21 protein-coding genes are annotated in these 16,945 nt (G+C 67.1%); 12 read left to right on the top strand and 9 right to left on the bottom strand.

Annotated elements, in window-relative coordinates; translation table 11 throughout:
* Positions 1-63 precede the first annotated feature (63 nt).
* Entirely contained in the window at positions 64-294 is a 231-nt protein-coding gene (locus OYT95_RS28120; protein ID WP_012689035.1) for a hypothetical protein, read from the top strand.
* Between the two features lie 21 nt (positions 295-315).
* On the opposite strand, the gene OYT95_RS28125 is transcribed toward OYT95_RS28120, so the two are convergent.
* Positions 316-1,176: a polyphosphate kinase 2 family protein gene (locus OYT95_RS28125; protein WP_268789702.1), complete on the bottom strand. Its 861-nt coding sequence runs from the start codon at positions 1,174-1,176 to the stop codon at positions 316-318.
* Positions 1,177-1,211: 35 nt separating this feature from the next.
* Between OYT95_RS28125 and OYT95_RS28130 the strand changes: the two genes are divergently transcribed.
* Positions 1,212-2,687, top strand: coding sequence for a flavin-containing monooxygenase (locus OYT95_RS28130; RefSeq protein WP_268789703.1), 1,476 nt, complete (start codon positions 1,212-1,214; stop codon positions 2,685-2,687).
* On the opposite strand, the gene OYT95_RS28135 is transcribed toward OYT95_RS28130, so the two are convergent.
* A complete protein-coding gene (locus tag OYT95_RS28135; RefSeq protein WP_112301739.1) occupies positions 2,674-2,982 on the bottom strand; it encodes a DUF4873 domain-containing protein in 309 nt (102 codons plus the stop codon). The two genes, OYT95_RS28130 and OYT95_RS28135, sit on opposite strands and share 14 nt — an antisense overlap.
* 48 nt (positions 2,983-3,030) lie before the next feature.
* On the bottom strand, positions 3,031-3,771 hold the full coding sequence (locus OYT95_RS28140; RefSeq protein WP_128641541.1) for a TetR/AcrR family transcriptional regulator: 741 nt from the start codon (positions 3,769-3,771) through the stop codon (positions 3,031-3,033).
* Positions 3,772-3,916: 145 nt separating this feature from the next.
* Here OYT95_RS28140 and OYT95_RS28145 point away from each other — a divergent pair, with 145 nt between their 5' ends.
* The 7 genes from OYT95_RS28145 (at position 3,917) to OYT95_RS28175 (ending at position 9,123) form a co-directional block, all read left to right on the top strand.
* Positions 3,917-5,188: a DUF445 domain-containing protein gene (locus OYT95_RS28145; protein ID WP_268789704.1), complete on the top strand. Its 1,272-nt coding sequence runs from the start codon at positions 3,917-3,919 to the stop codon at positions 5,186-5,188.
* A 103-nt stretch (positions 5,189-5,291) separates the two neighbouring features.
* Positions 5,292-5,798 carry a helix-turn-helix domain-containing protein gene (locus tag OYT95_RS28150; RefSeq protein ID WP_005261063.1) on the top strand — a complete coding sequence of 169 codons (507 nt, stop codon included), beginning with the start codon at positions 5,292-5,294 and terminating at the stop codon, positions 5,796-5,798.
* Positions 5,791-6,621, top strand: a complete 831-nt coding sequence (gene tadA / locus OYT95_RS28155; RefSeq protein ID WP_005261062.1) for a major lipid droplet protein TadA — start codon at positions 5,791-5,793, stop codon at positions 6,619-6,621. The genes OYT95_RS28150 and tadA overlap by 8 nt, the downstream gene beginning before the upstream one ends.
* A gap of 72 nt (positions 6,622-6,693) precedes the next feature.
* The gene (locus OYT95_RS28160; protein WP_005251878.1) at positions 6,694-6,987 is read left to right on the top strand and encodes a DUF2516 family protein; all 294 of its coding nucleotides are present in this window, start codon (positions 6,694-6,696) and stop codon (positions 6,985-6,987) included.
* 108 nt (positions 6,988-7,095) lie between these two features.
* Positions 7,096-7,305: a hypothetical protein gene (locus tag OYT95_RS28165; RefSeq protein ID WP_268789706.1), complete on the top strand. Its 210-nt coding sequence runs from the start codon at positions 7,096-7,098 to the stop codon at positions 7,303-7,305.
* Complete coding sequence (locus OYT95_RS28170) at positions 7,305-8,075, top strand: MerR family transcriptional regulator (protein WP_268789707.1); 771 nt, start codon at positions 7,305-7,307, stop codon at positions 8,073-8,075. The genes OYT95_RS28165 and OYT95_RS28170 overlap by 1 nt, the downstream gene beginning before the upstream one ends.
* A gap of 16 nt (positions 8,076-8,091) precedes the next feature.
* The gene (locus OYT95_RS28175; RefSeq protein WP_268789708.1) at positions 8,092-9,123 is read left to right on the top strand and encodes an alpha/beta fold hydrolase; all 1,032 of its coding nucleotides are present in this window, start codon (positions 8,092-8,094) and stop codon (positions 9,121-9,123) included.
* Between the two features lie 70 nt (positions 9,124-9,193).
* On the opposite strand, the gene OYT95_RS28180 is transcribed toward OYT95_RS28175, so the two are convergent.
* The 3 genes from OYT95_RS28180 to OYT95_RS28190 are packed head-to-tail and all read right to left on the bottom strand — an operon-like array spanning position 9,194 to position 12,097.
* Positions 9,194-9,994, bottom strand: coding sequence for a carbon-nitrogen hydrolase family protein (locus OYT95_RS28180; RefSeq protein WP_268789709.1), 801 nt, complete (start codon positions 9,992-9,994; stop codon positions 9,194-9,196).
* A 1-nt stretch (position 9,995) separates the two neighbouring features.
* Complete coding sequence (locus OYT95_RS28185) at positions 9,996-11,348, bottom strand: MFS transporter (protein WP_112301745.1); 1,353 nt, start codon at positions 11,346-11,348, stop codon at positions 9,996-9,998.
* The gene (locus OYT95_RS28190; RefSeq protein ID WP_037237899.1) at positions 11,345-12,097 is read right to left on the bottom strand and encodes an HpcH/HpaI aldolase family protein; all 753 of its coding nucleotides are present in this window, start codon (positions 12,095-12,097) and stop codon (positions 11,345-11,347) included. The genes OYT95_RS28185 and OYT95_RS28190 overlap by 4 nt, the downstream gene beginning before the upstream one ends.
* A 193-nt stretch (positions 12,098-12,290) precedes the next feature.
* Between OYT95_RS28190 and OYT95_RS28195 the strand changes: the two genes are divergently transcribed.
* Positions 12,291-12,983, top strand: coding sequence for a GntR family transcriptional regulator (locus OYT95_RS28195; protein WP_037237897.1), 693 nt, complete (start codon positions 12,291-12,293; stop codon positions 12,981-12,983).
* Here the strand turns inward: OYT95_RS28195 and purU are convergent.
* Both purU and OYT95_RS28205 read right to left on the bottom strand, forming a co-directional pair.
* Positions 12,976-13,860 (bottom strand): formyltetrahydrofolate deformylase, encoded by an 885-nt coding sequence (gene purU, locus OYT95_RS28200; RefSeq protein ID WP_009474774.1) that lies wholly within the window; start codon positions 13,858-13,860, stop codon positions 12,976-12,978. The genes OYT95_RS28195 and purU overlap by 8 nt on opposite strands.
* A 13-nt stretch (positions 13,861-13,873) precedes the next feature.
* Positions 13,874-14,707: a class I SAM-dependent methyltransferase gene (locus OYT95_RS28205; protein ID WP_268789710.1), complete on the bottom strand. Its 834-nt coding sequence runs from the start codon at positions 14,705-14,707 to the stop codon at positions 13,874-13,876.
* Positions 14,708-14,764: 57 nt separating this feature from the next.
* Here OYT95_RS28205 and deoC point away from each other — a divergent pair, with 57 nt between their 5' ends.
* Positions 14,765-15,430, top strand: a complete 666-nt coding sequence (gene deoC, locus OYT95_RS28210) for a deoxyribose-phosphate aldolase (RefSeq protein WP_112301748.1) — start codon at positions 14,765-14,767, stop codon at positions 15,428-15,430.
* Positions 15,431-15,442: 12 nt separating this feature from the next.
* Here the strand turns inward: deoC and OYT95_RS28215 are convergent, their stop codons facing one another.
* A complete protein-coding gene (locus tag OYT95_RS28215) occupies positions 15,443-16,210 on the bottom strand; it encodes an LmeA family phospholipid-binding protein (RefSeq protein WP_037237892.1) in 768 nt (255 codons plus the stop codon).
* A gap of 113 nt (positions 16,211-16,323) precedes the next feature.
* Here OYT95_RS28215 and OYT95_RS28220 point away from each other — a divergent pair, with 113 nt between their 5' ends.
* Positions 16,324-16,941, top strand: coding sequence for a type IV toxin-antitoxin system AbiEi family antitoxin domain-containing protein (locus OYT95_RS28220; protein WP_037237890.1), 618 nt, complete (start codon positions 16,324-16,326; stop codon positions 16,939-16,941).
* The last annotated feature ends 4 nt before the right edge of the window (positions 16,942-16,945 follow it).

Raw genomic sequence — 16,945 nt, forward strand, 5'->3', positions numbered from 1 at the left:
CCGGCCTACCTTGTCGTCGATGCAGGTCGGGCGTAGCGTCGGGACCACGTTCTCGAAGGTGAGGTGAGTGCCGTGAAACTCAATCTCTTCGCTGCTTGGGTCAGCTTCGCTCTCGTGTTGTTGTCGGTGGTCTGTCTCGGCGGGTTCCTCGTCGCCGCAGGCTCGGGGCAGGGCGGCTGGGCGGTGATCTCCGGATCTCTGTGCGTCGTCGCGCTGGCCGGAGCGATGGCGCTGTACGGCGGCACCGTGCGTCACGATCACAGGCTGCACCACGAAACGCCGCACCTCTTCTGACGGCGGCATTTCCGGGCGTCCTCAGGATTCCGCGAGCCTCCGCTTCTCCGCTTCGATGTCGAAAGCGGCGGGCGGCCAATCGAGGTCGAGCTTCTCCAGGGCGTCGATCAGCAGTTCGGTGACCGCGATCCGGCTGTACCACTTGCGGTCGCACGGAACCACGTACCACGGCGCGTAATCGGTCGACGTCTCGTCGAGCATCGCCTGATACGCGTCCTGGTACGCGGGCCACAGCCTGCGTTCGTCGACGTCCGAGGGGTTGTACTTCCAGTACTTGTCCCGGCGTTCCAACCGTTCGAGCAGCCGCGACTTCTGTTCGTCGAGCGACACGAACATCGCGACCTTTACCAGCGTCGTGCCGCCGGCGACGAGTTCCTTCTCGAATTGGTTGATCTCGTCGTAGCGGCCGCTCCAGATTTCCTCGGGCACGAGATCGTGAACCCGGACCACCAGCACGTCCTCGTAGTGCGATCGGTCGAACACACCGAGTTGCCCGCCGCGGGGCAGGGCCTTGTCGATTCGCCACAGGAAGTGGTGGCGCTTCTCCTCGGGGGTGGGCACGCCGAACGACGCGTGATCCACGCCCTGCGGATCCACGTGTCCGATGACGTGGCGGACCATCCCGCCTTTACCCGCGGTGTCCATGCCCTGGAGCACGAGGAGCACCGACCGGCTGTCGCCGGATCGTCCGTTGGCGTAGAGCTTCTCCTGGAGGGACGACAGCACCGTCCCGCGCTCCTCGAACAGCGCGAGCCCGTCCGACTTGCCGCCCACGAATCCGGGTGTGCTCCCGCAGTCGAGTTCGGCGATCCGCTGACCGGGGCGCGCCCGCAGGGCCTCGATCGCCGGCGTCGTCCAGAGTCCGCGTGCCTTGTCTGCCATGTGCAAACAGTGCCACAGGAGCGTTACATGGAGTGGTGGGCGGCAAGGTGCATCGGTGTCGTGTCCTGGTGATCGGGACGGGCTTCTCCGGTCTGGGCACGGCCATCCAGCTGCGTAAGCGGGGACGCGACGACTTCATTCTGCTGGAGAAGGCGCAGGAGGTCGGCGGCACCTGGCGGGAGAACACGTACCCGGGTTGTGCGTGTGACGTCCCCTCGCACCTGTACTCGTTCTCGTTCGAGCCGAACTCGGACTGGACGCGGATGTGGTCGGGTCAGGAGGAGATCTTCGACTATCTGCGCTGCCTGGCCGACAAGTACGACCTGCGGCGCAACATCCATTTCGGCCGCACGATGACGGGCGGGAACTGGGACGCCGAACAGCGACGATGGCATGTCCGCACCGAGTCGGGCGACGAGTACGTCGCCCAGTTCGTGGTGTCCGGGATCGGTGCCCTCCACATTCCGAACATCCCGGATCTGCCCGGCGCCGACACGTTCGAGGGCACGGCATTCCACTCGGCGGAGTGGAACCACGACTACGACCTGCGGGGCAAGAAGGTCGCGGTGATCGGCACGGGCGCCAGCGCCGTCCAGTTCGTTCCCGAGATCGTGGGCGACGTCGCCGAGTTGCAGGTGTACCAGCGGACGCCGCCCTGGGTGATACCTGGCTTGAACTTCGGCATTCCGCCGGAGGCGCGGCGCCTGTTCGGCCGGGTCCCGCTGGTCCGTCGGATGGTGCGTACCGCGGTCTACTGGACATACGAATCGCTCGCGCTCGGGTTCAACGGGCACTCCCGGCTGATGCGGCCGATCGAGAGCGCGGCGCGGAGGAACCTGAACAGGACGGTCACCGATCCCGAACTGCGCCGGAAGCTGACCCCGTCCTATCGCATCGGTTGCAAGCGGATCCTCGGGTCGGACGTGTACTACCCGGCGCTGATCTCACCGAAGACGGTCGTGATCACCGAAGGTATCGACACGGTCCGCCCGCACAGCATCGTCGCGGGAGACGGGGTGGAGCGGGCCGTGGACGCGATCATCTACGCCACCGGATTCCACGTCACCGACGGGTTCGACAATGTCGAGCTCACCGGGGCCGGGGGCAGGCGCCTCGCCGACGAATGGGAGGAGCACGGGATCCGCACCCACCTCGGTATCACCGTCGCGGGTTACCCCAACGCGTTCTTCCTCTTCGGACCCAACACCGGGCTCGGTCACAATTCGGTGGTCTTCATGATCGAGGCGCAGATTCGTTATGCACTGGAACTGATGGATCTCGTCGACCGGCGCGGCGCCGATTCCGCCGTCGTCCGGCCCGCGGTGCAGAGCCGCTTCAATACCGACATCCAACGGAAATTGGCTCAGGGCGTGTGGTCCACCGGCGGGTGCATGAGCTGGTACCTGGATTCGCACGGCGTCAACCGCACGATCTGGCCGGGTTCGACCGTGCGCTACTGGCGGCGGACGCGGTCGGTGGAACCGGCGGACTTCGAGTTCACACCCGGCTGAACGGCGGGGGCGTCACTCCGTCGACGAGATGGCTTCCCCAGAGGTCCACCCCGGTGATCCGGGCTGTGGCCGTTCCTTCCGGGCTGGTGATCTGCAATTCCGTGCCCGCGGACAGGTCTGCAGCTACACCGAGGGCGTCCGTCAGGGTGCGGACGCGGCCGTGCCAGACGTACCGACCGCTGATGGGTTCGAAGTTTCCCGCCAACTGGACCTGCACGGTCACGGCGGGACGGTCGCCGACGACGACGTCGGCGGGGCCGCGGTAGCCCCCTTCTTCTTCCTCGTGTTCGTTCACACGGGCAAGTTTACCTGTAACTGTCAGTTACACAAGAAAGGATCGGGCTCAGTCGGCCTCGGCCGCGGGCGGCAGCAGCGGGTGCGGGACCGCGTTGAATCGCGCAGGTGAGCCGTTGACGGCAGCGATGCCGGTGACGCCACCCCAGGTCATCATCGTGAGGTAGTTGATCAGATCCTCGACCGACATCGACCGGTTGGAGATCCACCAGTGCGTCGCCAGCTGCACACCGCCGACGATTCCGTACGCCCAGGGGACGGCGCCGCCGGAGTCCATCTCCATCTGCCGCAGCCGCTCGCCGAGAACGGTGGAGAGCACCTCCGCGATCATCCGTTCCGAGTCGGCGACCGTCTCGCGGCCGGGGCCGGAGCCGTTGGCCATGATGTAGAGGTAGACGTCGGGATCCGACGCCACCGTCTCGACGTACGCCGTGATGGTGGCGCGGGTCAGCTCGAAGTCGTCGAGATCTCCGCCGATGGCCTCGTAGATCCGCGGGGCGAGCGTGGTTTCCACGTAGCGCGCCATGGTCGCGTTCGTCAGGTCGCTCTTGTCCGCGAAATAGCGGTACAGCACCGTCTTGGAGACACCGATCTCGGATGCGATCTCGTCCATCCCGATGTCCCGTCCACGCAGGCGGATGGCGGCGATCGTGCCGTCGACGAGTTCTTCTCGGCGTGCGATCTTGTGCTCACGCCAGCGGCGCTTGCGCCCATCGGGCTTTGCTGCCTTGTCCAGCTTCGTCATCGAGTCGGTCACCTGCTCAGGATCCTTCACGCCGTCGTTCGCCACTGACTCTCTTCACATCCGTTTCGTGTCGCGATCTCCTGTCAGCTTAGTGCTCGGGTCTTGTCGCACGGCACAACGCCGTCTGTGCGGGCGCGCGTCCGGCGGCTGGGCAGCCGCCTCCGCGCCGACCTTGGGCACAATGGCGTCTGTGGACCAACTGAGCCTTTCCGCCTTCGACGACGACGCGAAGCGCCGCGATCTCCGCAAGATGAAGGCTGTCGCGACGGGCTTCCTCGTGTTCGCCACCGTGGTCTACCTGGTGTGCAGGTGGCAGGAATCGCGGGGTGCGGGGGCGTGGGTCGGCTACGTGCGGGCCGCGTCGGAGGCAGGCATGGTCGGCGCGCTGGCCGACTGGTTCGCGGTGACGGCCCTGTTCCGGCATCCGCTCGGGTTGCCGATCCCGCACACCGCGATCATCAAGCGCAAGAAGGACCAGCTGGGGGCGAGCCTCGGCAACTTCGTCGGCCAGAACTTCCTCGCCCCCGAGGTGGTGTCCGCCAAGGTGGAGGCCGCGGAGATCCCGCTGCGGCTGGGCACGTGGATGGCGCAGCCCAAGCATGCCGCGCGCGTGGCTGCCGAGACGGCCACCATCCTGCGCGGCTTCGTCGAGATCCTTCGCGACGAGGACGTGCAGCAGATCATCGACAGCACGCTGGTGCGCAGGCTGGCCGAGCCCCAGTGGGGGCCGCCGATCGGGCGCGTGCTCGGCGAACTCCTGCGCGAGAACCGGCAGCTGCCGATCCTGGATCTGCTCGCCGAGCGGGCGCACCAGTGGGCGCTCGGGAGCCAGGAGACCATCGACCGGATCGTCAGCCGCGATTCGCCCGCCTGGTCGCCCAAGTTCGTCGACGCCATGCTCGGCGAGAAGATCCACCGCGAGCTCGTCGAATTCACCTGGAAGGTGCGATCCAACCCGGAGCACGAGGTGCGGCAGGCGGCCAACCGCTTCCTCGTCGACTTCGCCGACGACCTGCAGAACGACCCGGCGACCATGGAGAAGGCCGAGAAGATCAAGGCCGAGATCATGGGCCGCGAGGAGGTGACCGGCCTCGCCGCGGCGACGTGGACGGTCGCCAAGCGCCTGATCATGGAATCCGTCGACGACCCGAACAGCACGCTGCGCACGAAGGTCGCGGAGAACGTCGTGCGGTTCGGCGAACGGCTGCGCGACGATCACGAGCTGAGGACGAAGGTCGACGGGTGGGTACTCGCCGGCACGCGCTACGTCGTCGTCCACTACACCGACGAGATCACCGGGATCATCTCCGACACCGTCGAGCGCTGGGACGCCGAGGAGGCGTCCAAGAAGATCGAGCTGCAGGTGGGACGGGACCTCCAGTTCATCCGCATCAACGGCACTGTGGTCGGTTCGATCGCGGGCCTGCTGATCTACACGTTCTCGACGTTGATGTTCGGCTGACCATCGCCTCGGCGGAGGGTCCGCTAGCTGGGTGCTAACAGAGTGCTTGCAATTGCTAGCACCCTGCTTTAGGCTTGGTTCTGCCCAGCAACACGGAGGACTGATGGCAAGCGATGATCGCGACGCAGCCGGTGCAGGAGATCTGGCAGCTCGCGTAGTCAGCAACGCCGCTCACGACATCGGAGGTTTCATTCGTGCCCAGCGCGAAGCGGCCCAGGTGTCGATGCGGCAGCTGGCGCAGCTGGCCGGTGTCAGTAATCCGTATCTGAGTCAGATCGAGCGTGGGTTGCGCAAGCCCTCGGCCGAGGTGCTTGGGCAGATAGCCAAGGGTCTCCGGGTGTCTTCGGAGGTCCTGTACGTCCAGGCGGGTTACCTCGAGCAGCGGCCACACGGTCCCCTCCGTGACGCTCTGCTCGCGGATACGGCCATTACCGAGCGGCAGAAGCAAGTGCTGCTCGAGATCTACGAGTCGTTCTGTCGTGAGAACGAATCGGCGGAAGCGGCCGAATCCCGGACGTCCGAGCTTCGGACAGAAGAACACCAGCGTTCTGATTCCCAGACGCCGGAACCAGAACCCCCCACCGTTGAACAGGAGAAAGCCGATGACTGACCAGAAGACCATCGACAGCGTCAAGACCTCGCTGTACGCGGCCGTAGGCGCCGGAGACGTCGTCGTGCAGGCCGTGGCCGACGTCGTCGCCCAGGTCCGCTCGCGCGCCGAGTCCACCCAGGGTGACGTCGAGGAGCGCGTCGGCGGCGCCAAGGAGCGCATCGCCGGACTCCAGGAAGAGGTCACCGAGGGTGTCGAGAACCTTCGCGACCGTCTCGCCGGACTGCCGTCCGAGCTGCCCGAGGAGCTTGCCGAGCTGCGTGAGAAGTTCACCGCCGACGAGCTGCGCAAGGTCGCCGAGGCTTACCTGAAGGTTGCATCCGACCTGTACACGTCTCTCGCCGAGCGTGGCGAGGACACCGTCGAGCGCATCCGCAAGCAGCCGGTCGTCGAGGAGGGCATCGGCCGCGCCGAGACCGCCTTCGGCGACGCCGTCGAGCTGACCGAGGAAGCTCTCGGCACCGTTGCACGCCAGACGCGCGCCGTCGGCGAGCAGGCAGCGAAGCTCGCGGGCCGCGCTTCGGGTCGCATCTCCGACACCGCCGAGGGACTCGGCGAGGCCATCGCCGACGCCGGCGACGAGGCTGCCCTGAAGGTTCTCGACCTGGGCGACCAGGCCGAGGAAGCGTCGAAGGACGCTGCCGATCGCGTCACCGCCACCGCGGCCGACGTCCAGGCTCGCGCCGACAAGGCTGCCCCGGCCAAGCATGCTGCTCCCGCCAAGAAGGCTGCTCCGGCCAAGGCTGCGGCAACTCCCGCCCCGGCTCCGGCCAAGAAGGCCGCCGCTCCGGCCAAGAAGGCTGCTCCGGCCAAGAAGGCTTGATCCTTCACGCTTTTCGGCCCCCGCACGTTCGGTGCGGGGGCCGTTTGCGTGTCGACCTCGTAGGATGGGGCTGTGATTCAAGTTGACGGCGTCGTCTCGGTGATCTTGTTGGTGATTCGCATCGTCGCCTTGGGCGGTGCTGCATACGCGCTGTTCCACGCGGCTCGCCAGCGCAAGGACGCGTTCACCGCGGTGGACAAGTTGAGCAAACCGATCTGGCTGAGCATTCTCGCCGTCGCGTTCCTCGTCCTCCTGCTGTTCCCCGCCGTGCAGTTGTTCGGCATCGTCGCGGTCGTCGCGGTGTGCGTCTACCTCGTGGACGTGCGCCCCCGCGTCGACGACGTGCAGCGCGGGCCTCGCTGGTAGCCGCTCCCACCCCATGAGCACGCGAAGGCGCGGACCTCGCGCGCCCAGACGATGACAATGGACATTGTGACAATGCTATTGTGGTGACACGGCTACCGAGGAGCTGACATGTCCGTCATCCATCTGCGTGACTCGGCGAGCGATGCCCACCCGGCCGCGGGTCTCCACGTGGACCAGGCGAGGAGCGCCGCGAAGTCGATCCGGCACTACCACGACATGCTGTGTGAGGGCTGCTCGAAGACCATCGAATTTCTCGACGAGGTGGGACTCGTCGGCGGCCCGTCCCGGCTGCTGCTCCGACGGGCGCACATCGTCTGATGAAGGAATACCGGATCGACGACCTTGCACGCGAGGCGCGGGTGAGCGTGCGCAATGTGCGCGTCTACCAGGACCGCGGACTGCTTCCGCCGCCACGGAAGCAGGGGCGCACGGGGTGGTACAACGAATCGCATCTCGCCCGGCTGCACCTGATCGGGCGCATGCTCGATCGCGGCTACACGTTCGCCACCATCAGTGAACTCCTCACGGCTGCGCACTACGGACTCCAGGTCAAGGACGTTCTGGAGACCGACGACCCGGGCAGCCGGTGGAAGAAGCGCAGGCGAGCCGCCCGCCTCACGATCGCCGAGCTGAAACGCATGTTCGGTGCGCAGACCACCGAGGCGAACATCGCCCGGGGCACCGAACTGGGTGTGCTCGTTCCCGCCGGGGACGACTTCGCGGTGAACGATCCGCGACTGGTCGAGGCGGCGCAGGTCCTCGTCGACGCCGGCATCCCGCTCGAAGACGTCCTCGAACAGACCGCGGCGGTGCGGCAAGACCTCTCGGACGTCGCCGCGCGGTTCGTCGCCGTCGTCGCCGACCGCTACCTCGCCGCCGAGGGTGAGCCGCTCGAACTCGACGAGTCGAAGGTCTCGGACATCGCGCGGCTCGTCGACCAGATGCGTCCCCTCGCGCACGACGCCGTCCAGTCGCTGTTCGACGAGGCGATGGAGGAGCAGATCTCCAAGGCGCTCGAACGGGCGGCCAGGCAACTCGCTGAGACGCCGAGTCCGGCGGCGAGCACAGACACCGACAGAGCAAGTTGACAGGACAGGGGTAGGAATGACCAGCAGTTCGCGCACCATCGCCTTCCGGGCACTCGCCGGCGCAGCCGGAGTGGGCACCGTCGTCGCCGCGGCAGCGGCGATCCGCCACAAGCGCGCCACCCGCGGGTTGACGTTGTCGACCGAGGTGGCGCCGAACGAGCTGCTGCGCACCCCGAACATGCGCCCGGACGTGACGGAGATCCTCACCGACGACGGGGCCACGCTGTACGTCCGCGCCTACGGGCCGGTGGACGGTGATCCCATTGTGCTGAGCCATGGTTGGACTTGTTCCACCGAATACTGGTACCCGCAGGTGAACGCGCTCGCGGACGAGTACCGGGTCATCACCTACGACCAGCGCGGGCACGGCCGCAGCACGGTCGGCTCGCTCCCGCTCGGCCCCGACGTCCTCGCCGACGACCTGTCGGAGGTGCTGAAGGCGACGGTGCGTGACGACAAGAAGGCCGTGCTCGTGGGTCACAGCATGGGTGGCATGAGCATCATGGCGTGGGCCGGCAGGCACCCCGACGAGGTGAAGAAATACGCGTCGGCTGTTCTGCTCGCCAGCACCGCCTGCGACCGGCTCATCGCCGAGACCACCGTCATCCCGCTGCCGAATCGGTTTCCGCGAGTGCCGGTTCCGGTCGGACGCGCCGTCCTGAGCACCCCGGTCCCGTTGGTGTCGTCGCCGGTGATGACGCGCGCACTCCAGTACGTGTCGATGTCGCCGAACGCCTCCCGCGCCGAAGTCCAGTTCTGCGAGAACATCGTCCGGGACTGCAAGCCGCGCATCCGCGGCGGCTGGGGTGCTGCGCTCAGCGGCCTCGACATCCACGAGGCTCTCGACAACCTCGACGTCCCGACCACGGTGCTCGTCGGTTCCATGGACCGGCTGACCCCACCGGTCCACGCCCGCAAGCTCGCTCGTGTCCTGGACGAGGCCGGTCACCTCGAGCGGCTGATCGTCCTGCCCGGCGTGGGCCACATGAGTTCCGTCGAGAGCATCGACGAGTTCGACAAGGAAATCGTCCGGCTCCGCAACCTCTGATCCGACAGTTGCCCGCGTATTCGTCAGGCTCACACGCAATGGTGTGTGAGCCTGACGAATCCGTCGGAATCTACTGGTTGGCGACCACGCCGAAGCGGCGCAGCGACAGCGCCGGATTCTTGGCACGGACCTCTGCGATGCGCTCGGGGGAGACGGCGCCGATCGCCGTCCCGACCCGTTCGCCGAGGGACGCGATCACCACCCCCATCGGATCCACGATCATCGACGCACCCGAACCTGCCGGGGCGCTCTGATCGGCCGCGGCGACGTAGATGGTGTTCTCGATGGCCCGGGCGCGGACGAGTGTGGTCCAGTGGTCTTCCTTGAGCGGGCCGGGCACCCACTCGGCGGGCAGGACCAGGACGTCCGCGCCCGCGTCGACGATACGTCGGGTCACCTCCGGGAACCGCAGGTCGTAGCACGTCTGCATGCCGAACGTCACGCCGTCGACGGTGAACGTCTCGGGGTCGCCGATCGCGCCGGCCTGCACGAAGTCCGACTCCGTGTAACCGAATGCGTCGTACAGGTGCAGCTTCCGATATGCGGCGGCGATACTGCCGTCGGGGGCGACCGCGACGAGGGTGTTGAAGATGCGGCGCTCGCCCGGGATCGCTTCGTTGATCCCCGCGACCACGGACAACCCGTGCCGGGCGGCGATCCCGCGGAGCCCGGTGACGAACTCGCCGTCCAGGGATTCCGCGGAGTCCACGAACCTCTCGTCCATGGTCGGGACCGTGAACATCGCGTATTCGGGTGCGGCCAGTACCCGGGCGCCGCCCGCCGCCGCCTCCTCGGCGAACTTCGCGATCCGGCCGAGGTTGTCCTGCTTGTCCGAACCCGGTGCGAACTGTGCGATTGCGATGTCGACCATGTCAGTGCCTTTCCGAAGTGACGGGTGCGGGCATTCGTTCGATCTTGCCGAGCACCACGGTGTAACAGAAGATTCCGCCGATCAAGACCGCTCCGGTCGCGATGAAGGCACCCGCGAACGAGCCCGTGGAGTCGACCACCATGCCGGTCACGATGGGCGCCGCGATCCCGAGGAGATTGGCGATGAAGTTGACGATTCCGCCGAGCGATCCGGTGTACCCCTGCGGGGCGATCAGGGCGACGATGCTGGAACCCGCGGGAACGGACACCGCCAGTCCGGCTGCGCCGATGGACAGGAAGATCAGCGCGACGGCGATCGATCCCGCGTACGCGGCGCCCGTCACCGCGAGGGACGCGAGGAGGCTGACCACCAGCACGGTTCGACGGACCTTGGTGACGTCGCCGGTTCGGGCCAGCCATCGGTCCATCAGGATGCCCGCGATGAGGAACTGCGCGATGACGGCGACCAGCCACGGAATCATCGTGTAGATGCCGCCCTTGAGCAGGTTCACACCGAACTGCTTCTCCAGATAGGCCGGCAGCCAGGTGAGCAGGACGTAGTACGCGTAGGTGTACGACGCGTAGCCGAGGGCCAGGCCCCAAGTCTTGCGTCGGCGCAGGAGATAACCGAGTCCGTTCAGAGACCCGGCCGTCTCGGCGTCTTCGTCCTCCGCACCGCCGGCTCGGATGAAGTCGAATTCCGCCTGGCTGAGACGTCCCTTGGCGAGTGCCTGCTTCGGGGTGAGGTAGAGCAGCCACCACACGGCCAGGTAGCCGACGGAGAGGATGCCGGTGAAGATGAACGCCGCGTGCCAACTGAACGTGGTGACGAGGAAGGCCATGATCGGGATGCCGATCACGTTGGAGATCTTTGCGCACCCGTCGAAGATGGCCGTCGCGGTTCCGCGCTCCTGCCGGGGGAACCACTGACCGATCGCCTTCCACCCCGCGGGCACCGTCGGCGCCTCGCCGATGCCGAGGACCAGACGGGCGACGAGAAGCATGCCGAGACCACCCGCGGCCGCGGACGCGAACGAGGCGACCGCCCACAGGAACGCCGCGGCCCGGTTGACCCAGCGGACGCCGATCTTGTCGATGAACGATCCGATCGGCATCTGGAGCATCGCGTACGTCCAGAGGAACGCCGAGGACACCATGCCCATCTGCGACGCACTGATATCGAAGTCCCGCATGATCTCCGGGGCGGCGATCGAGAGGTTGACGCGGTCGATGTAGTTGACGAACATTCCGACCCCGAGAACGCCGGCGATGGTCCACCGGGCACGGCCCACGCCGGGGTGGGCCGCCGCTTCCGCGCGGTCGGGGGATACCGGTCCCGACGTCTGGGTCGTCACCGTGACTCCCTGATCTGCTTGATCTGCTCGAACGGTGCCGCGAATCCTGCGGCGAGCGCACCGTGCTGCATGATCAGCGCCATCTGGTCGGCCCCGTGCTGCACCGCGAACTCCTTCTCTTCCACGCTCCATGCCGGGAGCACCCAGGGCTTACCCGCCTCGGCGGCGGCCGTGGCCACGGCCGCGAGGTCGGTGAAGTCACCCTCCTCGCGGGAGTATGCCCCGCGTTCGCGGCGGAGGGAGAGGTCCGACGGTCCGACGAACACGCCGTCGACGGTGTCGAGTGCCAGGATCTCGGCGATGTTCTCGATCGCTCCGGCGTCCTCGATCATCGGGTAGCAGCGGGTGAACGTGTCCTGCTCCGTGACCCACTCGTCGGTGAAACCGCCGTAGTTGGTGGTGCGGCCGCCCGCGAAACTCCGGTCGCCGAGTGGAGGGAACTTCGCGAATGCCGTGACTTCCTTTGCGTGAGCCGCATTTTCGATGTGGGGGATGACGACAGCTGTCGCGCCGAAGTCCAGTGCCTGCTGGATGGGTCCGCGTTCGGGCCCGAGTACTTTCGCCAGGACCTCCATGCCGATGCTGCGCAGGAACGGGATGAACCGTTCGAGATCCGCGAGGTCGAAGGATCCGTGCTCGATGTCGAGGACCACGGCGCCGTAGCCGATGCCGCGCGCGATCTCCGCTGCGGCGAAGCTCGGGTCGGACAGCCAGATCGCGTAACGCCGATCGGCGGGGGTGCTGTACATGCTGGTGGTCTCCTTTTTCTGGGGGTCCCGTTCCGGAACGGATGGCTCCTGGCGGTCACGGCGTTGTGACCGCCCGCACATCCAATTTATATACTTCATGTATACACAGAGGATCCTTGGTGTGTCCATAGCTTGTATGATCAATTTGTTACGAGTCCGTCAATCCGATGGGCCGTCTGACGAAGGGATCGCGATGTCGGCATCGACGCTCGCCGGGCCCACCGGTGAATCCGGACCGGCACGAGATCGGGTCTACGTCTGGCTGCGGGACGAGATCATCCGCGGGTCCATCGAAGGCGGCCGATTCCTCGACGAACTCTGGGTCTCGGGGACGATGGGAGTGTCACGCACTCCGGTGCGCGAAGCGTTTCACCGCCTTGCCGCCGAACGGTTCATCACGCTGCTTCCGCGCAAGGGTGCGCAGGTGCGCACGGTCACCGCCCGCGAACTCGAAGAGGTCTACCAGACCCGGCTGCTGATCGAGGGCCACGCGGTGTCCACCCTGTGTGCGCGGGGAGTTGGCGCACCCGCGCACATGGTCGATCTGATCGAGCCGATGGAAGCCGCGGGACGCGAGCAGGACTGGTTCGCGGTGTCCGGCCTCGACCGCGAATTCCACCTGACCATGGTCAGCGCCGCGCAGAATTCGGTGCTGACCGAACTCTACGATTCGCTGCGATCACGGCAGCAGCGCGTCGCCGTCCGCGCGCTGAACGTCGGACCCCAGCGGCTCGGCACCATCAACGCCCAGCACCGGGCGCTCGTCGCCGCACTCGACGCCGTCGACGCAGACAAGGCGCTGGAGATCCTCACCGCCCACCTCCGGCCCGTCCCGGAAGTGATGGCATTGCTGCCTTCCCAGTTGCGGGACGACGAAACTAGCTGAACACCACCGTCTTACGACCGTGCACGAGGACGCGGTCCTCGAGATGCCAGCGCAGGCCGCGGGACAGCACGAGCTTCTCGATGTCTCGACCCTGCCGGACCATGTCCGCGACCTCGTCGGCGTGGTCGACGCGGATCACGTCCTGCTCGATGATGGGACCCGCGTCCAGTTCGGCCGTCACGTAGTGGCAGGTGGCGCCGATCAGCTTCACACCGCGGGCGAAGGCCTGGTGGTACGGGCGGGCGCCGACGAAGGACGGCAGGAAGCTGTGGTGGATGTTGATCGCCCGGCCGGCCCAGTGCTCGCACAGTTCCGACGGCAGCACCTGCATGAAACGCGCCAGCACGACGGCATCGGGGTCGTGGGCGTCGACCAGTTCGCGCACCTGCTCGAACGCGGGCCCGCGTTCGGCGGGGTCCTTCGGGAACGGGACGTGATGGAAGTCGATGCCGTGCTGCCGCGTGACGGTCTCGAGGTCGCGGTGGTTGCCGATCACCGCGCAGATGTCGGCGGGCAACTCGCCGCCGGCCGCGCGGCCGAGCAGGTCGTGGAGGCAGTGCGCCTCCTTGCTCACCAGCAGCACCACCCGCTTGCGCTCACCGGTGTCGGATACCGTCCACTCGGTCTCGGGGCCGAGTTCGGCGGCGACGGCCGCGAAGCGCTCCCGGAGTTCCTCGATCGACATGTCGACCGAAGACGCACGGACAGCCTGACGGGTGAAGAACCAGCCGGTGTCGGCGTCCGCGTGGTACGCCGCCTCGACGATCCAGCCGCCTACCTCGGCGAGGAACGTCGAGATCCGGGCGACGATGCCGGTGCGGTCGGGGCAGCCGAGAGAAAGAACGTACCGGTGATCCTCGGTCGAAGCAGCGCTCATGGTCAACAGTCTTTCAGGTCGCGCTCCGGCCGTTCACCACGGCGGTGCCGACGAGGGTGCTCGCGTCGACGTCGTGAATCGCGCGCTCGGTGAGCAACTGCAGGAGATCGAGGCGAATCTGCTCGACCGTCCGGTCGTCGAACGGGGCGAGCGCGCGGCGGAAGTTCCCACCCAGGACGAGGTCCCAGGAGAACTCCGGGGTCGCGGGAATGATGTTGGACAGCTCCCGTACCTCGGTCGAGTGGGCGCCCAGCTCGCCCAGCCACTGGTGGAGCGCGTCCGGGGTGTCGATGCGCTCGAGGGGATCGAACGGCGACCCGGCCGGTTCGGGCTCGGGTTCCCGCTGCCGGGCCACGGCGTCGTGGAATGCGTCCGCGAAGTCGCGCAGCGCCCCCCGCCGCCACACCGTCATCCCGACCTTCCCGCCGGGACGGACGAGGCCCGCGAGCCGGGCGAAATCGGCATCCATGTGGGGCAGGAAGAACACGCCGTACGAGCAGGCGAGCGCGTCGTAGCCCGCTTCCGGGACCGTGCTCGGCGGCTCCCAGGTGGTGGCGTCCGCGCAGACGAACTCGACGTTCTGCAGTCCGCGCTCCGATGCCTTCAGCCGCCCCTGCTCGAGGAGTTCGTCGGCCAGGTCGACGCCGTGGACGAGCCCCGACGGTCCCACGGCAGCGGCCGCGGGGAGCGCCGAAGACCCTGCGCCGCAGCACACGTCGAGGACGGCATCGCCGGGACGCAGTCCGAGCTGGAAGACGAGTGACTGCCCGGCCGGCGCCCACACGGCCGTCGTCAGCCGGTCGAATTCCAGCCGCGCCTCGTCGAAGATCGATCCCGGATCGCTCATACGGCGATGCTAGGCCGTGCCGCAAGCCCCGGAAGGCATTGTGCGAAGCTCACAGGTATGTCCGACGTTGCACTGACCCGCTCCCAGGTGGCCGACCTCGTCGACCACACGCTCCTCAAGCCCGAGGCCACCACCGACGATGTGAAGGCGCTGATCGACGAGGCGCGCTCGCTCGGTGTGCTCGCCGTCTGCGTGTCGCCGTCGATGCTGCCGGTCAAGGCGCCCGGTCTGGTGACCGCCGCGGTGGTCGGGTTTCCGTCGGGAAAGCACCACTCGCTGGTCAAGGGGGCCGAGGCCCGGCTCGCCGTGGATCAGGGTGCGCAGGAGATCGACATGGTGATCGACATCGGTGCCGCCGTCGCCGGCGATTTCAACGCGGTGCTGGCCGACGTCCTCACCGTCCGCGAGGCAGTCGGCGATCACACGGTCCTGAAGGTGATCCTCGAGACCGCCGCCCTCAGCGACGAGGCGATCGTGGAAGCATGCCGGGCCGCCGAACGGGCCGGCGCGAACTTCGTGAAGACGTCCACCGGGTTCCATCCCGCCGGGGGAGCGACCGTGGAGGCGGTGCGGCTGATGGCGCAGACCGTCGGCGGGCGGATCGGTGTGAAGGCGAGCGGGGGGATCCGCACCGCGCAGGCCGCGCTCGACATGATCGCGGCCGGTGCGACGCGGCTGGGACTGTCGGGAACCCGTGCCGTCCTGGACGGGCTGCCCGACTGACCCGGCGGTCGATCAGACCAGGAGGCCGCAGCTGCTCTGCTGTTCCTGCTGCTGTTGCTGGGTGCCGGCGGCAGGCATCGTGTAGGCGCCGCCTTCGAGGGTGATCTCGATGGCGTCGTCGGTGACCTTCAGCGATGTCGGCTGCATGCCCAGAGGGTAGGTCTGCAGGCTCGAGGTCAGGGTCTGGACGACCCCGTCGACGAGATCGGTGGGAAGACCGAAACCGAGGATCTCCGCACCCACCGTCTGCACCTTGACGGTCCCGTTCACGACCTCCGGTTTGACGGTCAGATCCGCGAGCCCGGCCGGGCCGACGGAGAACCTCAACGTCCCGGCATTGGAATCGGCGGTGACACCGCTGATGAGCGAACCGAACGCCTGCTGCTGCAGCGTCGCGAGGATGCCCGCGGTCGACCAGGTGATGTCCGCGTCGGAACTGCCGATGGTGCCGCTGCTGTCCGCGGTGTTCTCGATCCGGATGTCGTTGACCTGAGCGTGCACCTGCATTCCCTGTGCGGGGCCGAACTTGGTGTCGTCGCTGTCGATGGTGATGTACGGGACGTTCTTGTCGACCGACTGGAGCAGGACCGGCTTCCAGCTCAGCCCCACGTCCACCTGCGAGCCGAGTTGGCTCTCGAACTGGTCTGCCATGCAGGTCTTCACTCTGTTGCGCACGTAGAGTTCGCCGCCGACGAGGACCGCCACGAGCGCGGCGATGACGACAAGGGAGATGACGAGCACACGGTTACTTCGGGGTGCGGAGTTCGTTCGGGCTGCCATTGCAGCGATTCTTCCCGACAACTCTGAACAAATTCTGTGAATGCGTCGGAGGCGTGTCGTCGGGATCCGCAGAAATTGTGATGCGTGCCACAATTGCCCAGTAATCTAGGGGAATGTCCGGATGGTTGGCTCCACGTCCCGGTGACCCGGAGCGCGAAGGTGTCGGTGAAGAACTGACGCGCGTCGCGACGGCTCAGGCGGGTTTCTTCACCACTGCGCAAGTGCTGCGCCTCGGTTTCGCCTCTGACGAGATCGGCGAGCGCGTCGCCGACGGTTCGTGGGTCAAGGTCGAGCGAGACCTGTTCCGCTTGAAGGATTGTCCGCACTCCGATCTCGAGGAGTTCGCGAAGTGGTGCACCTGGTTCGGTGCCGCTGCCGCGGTCTCCCACCAGAGTGCCGCCGAACTTCACGGGCTCGGGCACCTGTACCCGCGGTTCATCCACCTCTCGACGGTGCTGTCACCTCCGTCGCCGACGCAGCAGTTGGCGCTGCACCGGCGATCGCTACGCCCGGAGGACTGCGAGCAGGTCGGCCCCCTGCGCATCACGACGCCGCTGTGCACGGCACTCGACCTCGCCGCGAGCGGCATCTCGCAGGAACTGCTCGACGAGGTGGTCGCCGACGGCGTCGCGATCGGGCGACTGAATGCGCGAGCGCTGCACGGGGAGTGCGGTTCGCTGCCGGCGCAGGTGGCGCAGCGCGTCGAACACGCACTGGCCACCTGCACCTGACCGG

Origin of the sequence: Rhodococcus sp. JS3073 (assembly GCF_026810085.1) — a bacterium.
Lineage (GTDB): Bacteria > Actinomycetota > Actinomycetes > Mycobacteriales > Mycobacteriaceae > Rhodococcus_F > Rhodococcus_F wratislaviensis.

Coding starts and splice junctions, on each gene's coding strand:
- OYT95_RS28125 (WP_268789702.1), bottom strand. CDS start 1,176: ATGGCAGACAAGGCACGCGGACTCTGGACGACGCCGGCGATCGAGGCC.
- OYT95_RS28150 (WP_005261063.1), top strand. CDS start 5,292: ATGGCAAGCGATGATCGCGACGCAGCCGGTGCAGGAGATCTGGCAGCT.
- tadA (WP_005261062.1), top strand. CDS start 5,791: ATGACTGACCAGAAGACCATCGACAGCGTCAAGACCTCGCTGTACGCG.
- OYT95_RS28165 (WP_268789706.1), top strand. CDS start 7,096: ATGTCCGTCATCCATCTGCGTGACTCGGCGAGCGATGCCCACCCGGCC.
- OYT95_RS28170 (WP_268789707.1), top strand. CDS start 7,305: ATGAAGGAATACCGGATCGACGACCTTGCACGCGAGGCGCGGGTGAGC.
- OYT95_RS28175 (WP_268789708.1), top strand. CDS start 8,092: ATGACCAGCAGTTCGCGCACCATCGCCTTCCGGGCACTCGCCGGCGCA.
- OYT95_RS28180 (WP_268789709.1), bottom strand. CDS start 9,994: ATGGTCGACATCGCAATCGCACAGTTCGCACCGGGTTCGGACAAGCAG.
- OYT95_RS28190 (WP_037237899.1), bottom strand. CDS start 12,097: ATGTACAGCACCCCCGCCGATCGGCGTTACGCGATCTGGCTGTCCGAC.
- OYT95_RS28195 (WP_037237897.1), top strand. CDS start 12,291: ATGTCGGCATCGACGCTCGCCGGGCCCACCGGTGAATCCGGACCGGCA.
- purU (WP_009474774.1), bottom strand. CDS start 13,860: ATGAGCGCTGCTTCGACCGAGGATCACCGGTACGTTCTTTCTCTCGGC.
- OYT95_RS28205 (WP_268789710.1), bottom strand. CDS start 14,707: ATGAGCGATCCGGGATCGATCTTCGACGAGGCGCGGCTGGAATTCGAC.
- deoC (WP_112301748.1), top strand. CDS start 14,765: ATGTCCGACGTTGCACTGACCCGCTCCCAGGTGGCCGACCTCGTCGAC.
- OYT95_RS28215 (WP_037237892.1), bottom strand. CDS start 16,210: ATGGCAGCCCGAACGAACTCCGCACCCCGAAGTAACCGTGTGCTCGTC.
- OYT95_RS28220 (WP_037237890.1), top strand. CDS start 16,324: ATGTCCGGATGGTTGGCTCCACGTCCCGGTGACCCGGAGCGCGAAGGT.